Origin of the sequence: Micromonospora sp. CPCC 206171 (genome assembly GCF_036906755.1) — a bacterium.
Classification (GTDB): Bacteria; Actinomycetota; Actinomycetes; order Mycobacteriales; family Micromonosporaceae; genus Micromonospora; species Micromonospora purpureochromogenes.
Genome location: NZ_JBAKHT010000004.1, coordinates 271,596 through 280,582, shown reverse-complemented (window position 1 = coordinate 280,582; position 8,987 = coordinate 271,596). Strand labels below are relative to the sequence as shown.

At 75.7% G+C, this 8,987-nt stretch carries 5 protein-coding genes and 1 pseudogene; 5 read left to right on the top strand and 1 reads right to left on the bottom strand.

Translation table 11 applies throughout. The features are described 5' to 3' along the window. A pseudogene (locus V6U89_RS08410) lies at window positions 1–877 on the bottom strand (hypothetical protein); the annotation flags it as partial. Between the two features lie 492 nt (window positions 878–1,369). Between V6U89_RS08410 and pdhA the strand changes: the two are divergent. The 5 genes from pdhA (at window position 1,370) to V6U89_RS08385 (ending at window position 8,909) form a co-directional block, all read left to right on the top strand. Beyond that, window positions 1,370–2,548: a pyruvate dehydrogenase (acetyl-transferring) E1 component subunit alpha gene (pdhA, locus tag V6U89_RS08405; protein WP_334570137.1), complete on the top strand. Its 1,179-nt coding sequence runs from the start codon at window positions 1,370–1,372 to the stop codon at window positions 2,546–2,548. Continuing rightward, window positions 2,548–3,537: an alpha-ketoacid dehydrogenase subunit beta gene (locus V6U89_RS08400; protein ID WP_334570136.1), complete on the top strand. Its 990-nt coding sequence runs from the start codon at window positions 2,548–2,550 to the stop codon at window positions 3,535–3,537. Before pdhA ends, V6U89_RS08400 begins: the two co-directional genes overlap by 1 nt. Before the next feature lie 5 nt (window positions 3,538–3,542). Then, complete coding sequence (locus V6U89_RS08395; RefSeq protein WP_334570154.1) at window positions 3,543–5,036, top strand: dihydrolipoamide acetyltransferase family protein; 1,494 nt, start codon at window positions 3,543–3,545, stop codon at window positions 5,034–5,036. A 218-nt stretch (window positions 5,037–5,254) separates the two neighbouring features. Next, entirely contained in the window at window positions 5,255–5,392 is a 138-nt protein-coding gene (locus tag V6U89_RS08390) for a hypothetical protein (protein ID WP_172894132.1), read from the top strand. 349 nt (window positions 5,393–5,741) lie between these two features. Further along, window positions 5,742–8,909, top strand: coding sequence for an LppU/SCO3897 family protein (locus tag V6U89_RS08385; RefSeq protein ID WP_334570134.1), 3,168 nt, complete (start codon window positions 5,742–5,744; stop codon window positions 8,907–8,909). Window positions 8,910–8,987: the final 78 nt, after the last annotated feature.

Here is an 8,987-nt window from a genome sequence, read left to right as displayed (position 1 = left end):
CGACCCGACTGCGCGGGCCGCCGGTGGCGGCGGTGGCGACGGGGCGCGGCCCGGCGGCCGGCGACGGAGGCGGCGGCGGGGTACGGGTGGGGGCCACGGTCGGCGCGGCGGTCGGGCTCACGGTCCCGGTCGGCTCGGGGCCGGGCGACGGCTCGGGGCCGGGCGACGGCTCGGGGCCGGGCGACGGCTCGGGGTCGGGCGACGGCTCGGGGTCGGGCGACGGCTCGGGGTCGGGCGACGGCTCGGGCGAGCCGGTGGCGGTGGGTTCCGCGCTGACGGTGGGCGTCGGGTCCGGCGGTGGCTCGGAGAAGGTGCTGCTCGGCTCGGCGGTCGGGGTGGGGGTGGGCGAGCCGGCCGGCGTGGGGCGGGGTGCGGGGGTCGCTGCGGCGGTCCGGCCCGGTGCGGGCGGGGTGGTCCGTGGGGGCGGCGGCAGCGGGCGCTGGGCCGAGCCGGGAGCGGCCGGGGCCGGCGCGGCCGCGGGCAGCGCGGGCAGCGGCGGCCCCAGCGGGATCAACCTGACCGCGCCGGGCCCCGCGGCGGGAAAGGCGGCCCGCAGGTCCCCGGGCCCGGCGGACGGCGGCGCGGGCGGGCCGGTGGCGGGCAGCGGGACCACCACCGGGCCGTCGGAGGGGGTGGGCAGGAACGGGGTGCTCCCGTCGGGGAGCGCGCTGCTGCCGACGGTGGCGGAGCCGGTGCTGAAGGCGGCGAGGATCGGCATGGACGCCGTGCCGGCGAGCAGGGCCACGGTGAACAGGTAGCCGCGGCCGGGGCCGGCCGGTCCGGGAGCGCGGTGCGCGCCGATCATCCGCCGGTAGCCGCCACCGCCGCGGTGCCGGCCGAGCATGGGGGCGGGAGGACCGTCACCTGACTCGGACACCGCAGAACTCCCTCGTCGATTTTCGAGCAACCGGGTGCCGGCGGACTTCCTAAACGGACATAGGGCCTGAAACGCCCTACCGGCACCCAGGTCAGCTTGGACCAGTGACGCTCAGTTCACCAGGGACCACAGCGTGTCGACACACAAAATGTCCGTCGCCGTGAATCTTCCAAGGGACAAATACGTCGATGCGTCGCGAAGACGACGGAACGGGACCGGTGGGGGAGGCCATACTGTGGGACCGCTCACCTCCTCTGCAATCATTCAGGCACGACGGCAACGCAGCCGGCCTCCGCGCACCCCGCGGCAGGCGCGGTTCGGCGCCGGCTCCCGAACCGGGTTCCTCCCCGAATCCGGCTCACCGCCGCGCGGCAACCCTCACCGGGGCTAGGCGCGGCCGCCAGGAACCAGCCCGGCACCGGCCGGGCCGGCGTACGAGTTGCGCGGACGGGTCACCCCCGGCGCCGACGCAGACACGACAGGGAGAGACGGATGGCAAAGGGCGACCCCGGGGTCACCAGCCGCGGCCGGCGGGCCGCACCCCGGTCCAAGCGCACCGCTGCGGCGGGCGAGCCGGAACTCGTACAGCTGCTCACCCCCACCGGTGAGCGGATCGACAGCGCGATCGGCCCGGACGGGACCGAGTACCGCGTCGACTTCACCGACGAGGAGTACCGCGGGCTCTACCGCGACCTCGTGCTGGTCCGCAAGCTCGACGCCGAGGCCACCGCGCTGCAGCGCCAGGGCGAGCTGGGCCTCTGGGCCAGCCTGCTCGGCCAGGAGGCCGCTCAGGTCGGTTCGGGGCGCGCGCTGCGTACCCAGGACATGGCCTTCCCGACCTACCGGGAGCACGGCGTCCTCTACTGCCGGGGCATCGACCCGATCATGCCGCTCGGCCTGTTCCGCGGCGTCGACCAGGGCGGCTGGGACCCGAACGAGTTCAAGTTCAACATGTACACGATCGTGATCGGGGCGCAGACCCTGCACGCGACCGGGTACGCCATGGGTGTCGCCATGGACGGCAAGACCGGCACCGACGACGGCGAGGCGGTGATCGCCTACTTCGGCGACGGCGCCACCAGCCAGGGCGACGTCAACGAGGCGTTCGTCTGGGCCAGCGTCTTCAACGCGCCGCTGGTCTTCTTCTGCCAGAACAACCAGTACGCCATCTCCGAGCCGCTGGAGCGGCAGACCCGCGTCCCGCTCTACCAGCGCGCGGGTGGCTTCGGCTTCCCCGGCGTCCGGGTGGACGGCAACGACGTGCTCGCCTCGTACGCGGTGACCCGGCACGCGCTGGACAACGCCCGGCTCGGCCAGGGCCCCAGCCTGATCGAGGCGTACACCTACCGGATGGGGGCGCACACCACCTCCGACGACCCGACCCGCTACCGGATCGCCAGCGAGGTCGAGGCCTGGCAGGCCAAGGACCCGATCGCCCGGATGAAGGCGTTCCTGACCAACCAGCAGATCGCCGACGCGGACTTCTTCGCCTCGATCGACGAGCAGGCCCGCACCGAATCGGTGCACCTGCGCGAGCGGGTGCTCGCCATGCCCAACCCCGAGCCGGTGTCGATGTTCGACCACGTCTACCCCACCGGGTCCCCCGAGCTCGACGAGCAGCGGGCGCAGTTCAGCAAGTACATGGAGTCGTTCGAGGGGAGCGCCCACTGATGGCCACGGAGACGCTCACCCTCGGCAAGGCGCTCAACACCGGTCTGCGCAGGGCCCTGGAGAACGACCCGAAGGTCGTCATCATGGGCGAGGACGTCGGCAAGCTCGGCGGCGTCTTCCGGATCACCGACGGGCTCCAGAAGGACTTCGGCGACCAGCGGGTGATCGACACCCCGCTGGCCGAGTCCGGCATCATCGGCACCGCGGTCGGCCTCGCCATCCGCGGCTTCCGCCCGGTCTGCGAGATCCAGTTCGACGGCTTCGTCTACCCCGCGTACGACCAGATCGTGTCGCAGGTGGCGAAGATGCACTACCGCTCGCAGGGCAAGGTCCGGATCCCGATGGTCATCCGGATCCCCTACGGCGGCGGCATCGGCGCGGTCGAGCACCACTCCGAGTCGCCCGAGGCGTACTTCGCGCACACCGCCGGTCTGAAGGTCGTCACCTGCGCCAACCCGCAGGACGCGTACTCGATGATCCAGCAGGCGATCGCCTCGGACGACCCGATCGTCTTCCTGGAGCCCAAGCGGCGCTACTGGGAGAAGGGCCCGGTCGACCTGGACGCCCCGCTCGCCGACGCGTACCCGCTGCACTCCGCCCGGGTGGCGCGGGCCGGCACCGACGCCACCGTGCTGGCGTACGGCCCGATGGTGCGGACCTGCCTGGACGCGGCCACCGCCGCCGCCGAGGACGGCCGGCAGCTGGAGGTCATCGACCTGCGCACGCTCTCCCCGCTGGACCTGACCGCCGCGTACGAGTCGGTCCGGCGCACCGGCCGCTGCGTGGTCGTGCACGAGGCCCCGGGCAACCTGGGCCTCGGCTCGGAGATCGCCGCCCGGATCACCGAGGAGTGCTTCTACTCCCTGGAGTCCCCCGTGCTGCGCGTCACCGGCTTCGACACCCCCTACCCGGCCAGCCGGGTGGAGGAGGAGTACCTGCCCGACCTCGACCGGGTGCTCGACGCCGTCGACCGCACCTTCGGCTGGTGAGCGGCATGTCACGGATCAAGGAGTTCAACCTCCCCGACCTGGGCGAGGGCCTGACCGAGGGCGAGATCCTCGCCTGGCTGGTCAAGGTGGGCGACGTCATCGAGCTGAACCAGCCGATCGTCGAGGTGGAGACGGCCAAGGCGGCCGTCGAGATCCCGGCGAAGTGGGCCGGCCAGGTGCGGGCGATCTTCCACCCGGAGGGCACCACGGTCGAGGTCGGCACGCCGATCATCGCGATCGACACCGACCCGGGCGCCGGGCCGATCGAGGAGTCGACGACCGGTGCGCCGGCCTCCGCGCTGCCCACCCCGTCGGCGGCCTCGCTGGCCGCCGTCGAGGTGGCCCCGACCGAGGGCGCGGTCGAGCCGGGCCTGATCGGCGGTCCCGCCCCGGGTGGGCGTACCGCCGTGCTGGTCGGCTACGGCCCGCGCACCACGGCGGCCAAGCGCCGCCCGCGCAAGGGCGGGGTGCCGGCCCAGGCGTCGGCCGCTCCGGTCCAGGCCGCACCGGCTCCGGTGCCGCCCGCTCCGGCCGCACCCGCTCCGGTCGCTCCGGCCGCGCCGGTGTCGCCGGCGCCGGCCGTGAACGGCAACGGGCGGGCCGGCGGGCTGGTGCTGGCCAAGCCGCCGGTGCGCAAGCTGGCCAAGGACCTCGGCGTCGACCTCGCCACGCTGACCGGCTCGGGCCCGCTGGGCTCGATCACCCGGGAGGACGTACAGCGGGCGGCGAGCGGGACCCCGGCGGCGGCCGAGCCGCTGACGGTGGCGGCCCCGGCCACGGCGGCCGCGAGCTTCGGCGCGGACCGCGAGCAGCGCGTCCCGGTCAAGGGGGTACGCAAGCTCACCGCCGAGAACATGTCCCGCTCGGCGTTCACCGCCCCGCACGTGACGGAGTTCCTCACCGTCGACGTGACGCGGGCGATGAAGGCGCTGGACCGGCTGCGCGAGCGGCGGGAGTGGCGCGACGTGCGGGTCTCGCCGCTGCTGCTGGTCGCCAAGGCGGTGCTGCTGGCAGTCAAGCGGTACCCGATGGTCAACTCGACCTGGGCCGGCGACGAGATCGTGGTCAAGGACTACGTCAACCTGGGCATCGCGGCGGCCACCGAGCGCGGCCTGATCGTGCCGAACATCAAGGACGCCGGCCGGCTGTCGCTGCGCGAGCTGGCGGACGCGATGACCGACCTGGTGCAGACGGCCAAGGCGGGGAAGACCTCGCCGGCCGACATGTCGGGCGGCACGCTGACGATCACCAACGTGGGGGTCTTCGGCGTGGACACCGGTACGCCGATCCTGCCCCCGGGCGAGTCGGCGATCCTGGCCTTCGGCGCGGTCCGCGAGATGCCCTGGGTGCACAAGGGCAAGGTGAAGCCGCGCCAGGTCACCACGCTGGGCCTGTCGTTCGACCACCGGATCATCGACGGTGAGCTCGGCTCGAAGTTCCTCCGCGACATCGGGGACTTCCTGGCCGACCCCGAGGCGGCGCTGCTCGCCTGGACCTGACCGTCCACGACACCAGCAACGGCCGGTGTGCCCAGGGTGAACGCCCGGCACACCGGCCGTTGCCATTGCACGAAGAAAAGTTCGGCAATCGCCTCTGTGGCCTACGAATCGTAGGCAGGTGTCCCACCTCACCTAACAATCGATGGAAGTTGGCGGCGTCTTGCGCTTAAATAGAGACATCAAGGGGCTGACAACCGAATAGCCGGAGGAGAGACACCATGAGCATGATCGAGCGCATCCGCACCCGCCGCGACGCCACCCGCCGCGCCCGCGCGATCGAGCACGCGCTTCGTTCCGCCAACTCGCCCGCGGTGCGTGAGGAGATCCTCGCGATCGCCCAGCGCCACATGAGCTGACGCGGCACAGACTTTCCTCACCTCCTCCAGATCGATGACCCGCCCGGGGCACCCGGGCGGGTCATCGGCGTTCCCGGGGCGCTGAGACCGGGATTCCACCTCGACCGGACGCCCGGTACGGTGGGGCACGGTCGCCACCCGCCGACCCGGGACACCGATCGAGCCGGATGAGAGCCGATCGCCACGGCCCGGCGACGCGGAGTGACGGCCCGGTGCTCCCCGGACGCCCCGCGCGGTCACCGGATACGGTGCGGGGAGCCCGCACGGCCGATCCGCCGGCGACACCGGCGGCCCGCCGCCCGGTCCCGGACGGCATCGGCGGCCGACATGTGATGGAGGAGGCGCACCCATGACGTCCGAGGGCCAGCACCGCCCCGGCCAGGAGCCGGACCAGGTGCCGCCGGGCGCCGGTGGACCGGCGCCGTACGGCGACCGGCAGACGCAGCAGGACAACGGGTACGGCGACTCCGCCGCCCCGGACCTGGGCTGGGCGCCACCACCACCGGCCGGTCGACCGGATCAGGCCGCACCGACCTGGGCCGCCGCGCAGGACCAGCCCCCGGCCTGGGGCGCCGCGCAGGACCAGCCCCCGGCGTGGGGCGCCGCGCAGGTGCCGCAGCAGGGCGAGCCGGCGCAGCCCGGCCAGTGGGCCGCGCCCCAGCCCGCCTGGGCCGCCCAGCCCGATCAGCCCGCCGCCGCCTGGGCCGCCGCCTCCGTGCCCGGCCAGCCCGCCGGACCGGGCGAGCCGGCACAGCCCGCCTGGGCGCAGCCCGAGCAGGCCGCCCCGGCGTGGTCGCAGCCCGACTCCGGCGCCCGTGGCGCCGCCCGGGTGCCGCAGCCGAACGACGCCTGGCCCGCCTCCGCCGACCCGGCCGCCGGCGGCGGCTGGAACGCCGGCGCCGGGCAGCAGGACCAGGCCGCCAACGGCTGGGCCGCCGCGCCGCCGCACGACGAGTCGGCCCGCTCCGGCGGCTGGAACACCCCGGCCCACGACGACCCGGCCCGCTCCGGCGGCTGGAACGCCGGTACGCCGGGCCAGGACCAGGACGCTGCGGGCAACGGCGGCTGGAACGCCGGCGGGGCCGCGTCCCACGAGACGTCCACTTCGGGCGGTCGGCACGTCGGCGCCGGGCAGCACGAGCAGTCCACCGGCTGGAGCGGCGCAGCCGCGCCGCAGGAGCAGGCCGACGGCTGGGGTGGCGAGACCCAGCCGCCGCAGGACGACGCCGCCCGCTCCGGCGGGTGGAACGCGCCGTCCACCCAGGACGATGCGCCCCGCTCCGCCGGCCGCGCCTCCGTACCCGTGCCGCAGCAGCAGCAGCCGGAACAGGCCGTGCCCGCGTGGGCGCAGCCCGACACCGGCGTGCGCGGCGCCGCGCAGGTGCCGCAGCACGACAACCCGGCGGCCGACGGACGGTCCACCGAGGACGACCCGGCCCGCTCCGGCGGGTGGAACACCGCCCGCCCGCCGCAGGACGACCCGGCCCGCTCGGGCGGGTGGAACACCGGCGGCCAGGACGACGCCGCCCGCTCCGGCGGCTGGAACACCGCCGCCCCGGACAACGCCGCCGGTGCCGGCGGGTGGAACAACGCGCCCCAGGCGGACGAGCGGTCGCCGCAGGCGTGGGACGCCGCCGGCGCCCCGGCGCCGGCCCACTGGGAGGCCCGCGTGGAGCAGCAGGCCGCCGACGGTTGGGGCGGGGCCGCTCCGGCCCACGAGGAGCAGCGGCCTGGCGCCGACTGGCCCGCCGCGGAGGAGCCGGCCCGTGGTGCCGGTTCCTGGGGCGCGGCCGCCGTGCCCGGGCAGGACGACCGACCCGAGTCGGCCGGCTGGACGCCCCCGGAGCAGCCCGCCCGGGCGACCGCGTCCGTCGCGGTCCCCGGCGGCCCGCCGGCCTGGGGGGCGGACGCCGACAATTTGCCGCAGCGGGCCGGTGCCGACCGTCCGGCGGTGCCGGACGCCGAGCCGTGGGCGGCCGAGGAGGTCTGGGGCCGCGCCGAGGCCCCGCCCGCGCAGCGACCGGCCGGCGACGCCTGGGAGCCCCAGCGCGCCGACGAGGCCCCGATCTACCAGCCGGCGCCGGCACCCGGCATCTCGCCGGCCAACGCGGTGCCCCTGCCGCCGCAGGAGCAGCGGGTGCCGGGCGCCAGCCTGGCCGCCGCGCCGCCGGCCGACTACGTCCCGCCGGCCCAGTTCGGTCAGGCCGCCGACCAGTCCGCCGTCGAGCCGGCCGGGCGTGCGGACGCGCCGTCGGCGTACGAGCCGGAAGGGTCGGGCTGGGGTCCCGCCGAGGAGCCGCAGTCCCCGGCCGGGCCGGTGGTGCCCGGGCCGCGTACCTCGCCGGAGGCCGACGGTGCCGGTCGCGCCGCCGTGCCGGTCGCCGACGAGTCCGCCGCCGGGCGGGCGTCGGCGAGCGCGTCGGTGCCGCTGGCCAGCCGGGTGATGCCCCCGACCGACCAGGCCCTGCGGCCGGGCGCCACGGGTGCCCCGCAGCCCCGGGTGTACGGCCGGCCGGCCCGCCCGGAGTCGGTGGACGAGCCGGTCGAGGAGTACGACGGCCAGCAGGCCGAGCACCACTCCCCGCCCCGCTTCGGCGACCAGCAGCCGTTCGACGGCCAGCAGTCCTTCAACGGCCAGCAGCGGTACGAGGACCAGCAGCGGTACGAGGACCAGGATCGGCGGCGCTTCGACGAGCCGGAGCGGCCGTCCGGTCCGCCCGGCTTCGGCCCCGAGGCTCCCTCGTCCGCGCCGCCCACCTCGCCCGCCGCGCCGCCGGCGTTCCCGGGCGCCATCCCGGCCTTCGCGGACCCGGCCAGCAACAACCGGCCGATGAACGGGACTCGACCGCACGGCCCCGCCGACCGTCCGGCCGAGCCGTTCGGCGCCGGCCCGGCCGGCGGCGGTCCGGCCGCCGGTGCGGTCCCCGGTTACGGCCACCCGGCCCACGATCCGTCCCACGGTGGCGGCACCGCGCCGTTCCCGCAGGCGGGGGCGCAGTTCCCGCCGGCCGGGCCGCAGTTCCCGCCCGCGGGTCAGCAGTTCCCGCCCCCGGGTCAGCAGTTCGCGCCCGCCGGTCAGCCCTTCGGGCCGGGCAACCAGCCCGGGCCGGGTGCCTGGCACCAGGACCCGGAGCCCGAGCAGGGACGCTTCGACGCGTTCAAGCCGGACGCGGAGCCGAAGGTCGAGCAGCCGGCGCCGAAGGTCCGCAACGGCCGGGTGCTGGCCATGGTGCTGATCGCGGCGGTGCTGATCCTGGCCATCCCGCTCGGCCTGCTCAGCCTGCTTGGCAAGATCGGCAGCGAGGAGGAGCCCGCCACGTTCAACCCGGCAGTCGGCTCCTGCGTCAAGCAGTCCGGCAACGGCGCGAGCGCGGCGAACTGCGGCGAGCCGAACGCGTTCACCGTGGTCTCCAAGGTCGACGCGAAGGAGAAGTGCGCCGACCCGGCCCAGCCGCACGTGGTGCTGCCGGGCAGCGGCACCGACCGGGTGCTCTGCCTCAAGCCGGCCAGCAAGTAGCCCGTCCCGACGGCGGGGCCACGGCGATCCGTGGCCCCGCCGTCGTATCCGCTGTGGCGTGATCGACCACGCGCGGGG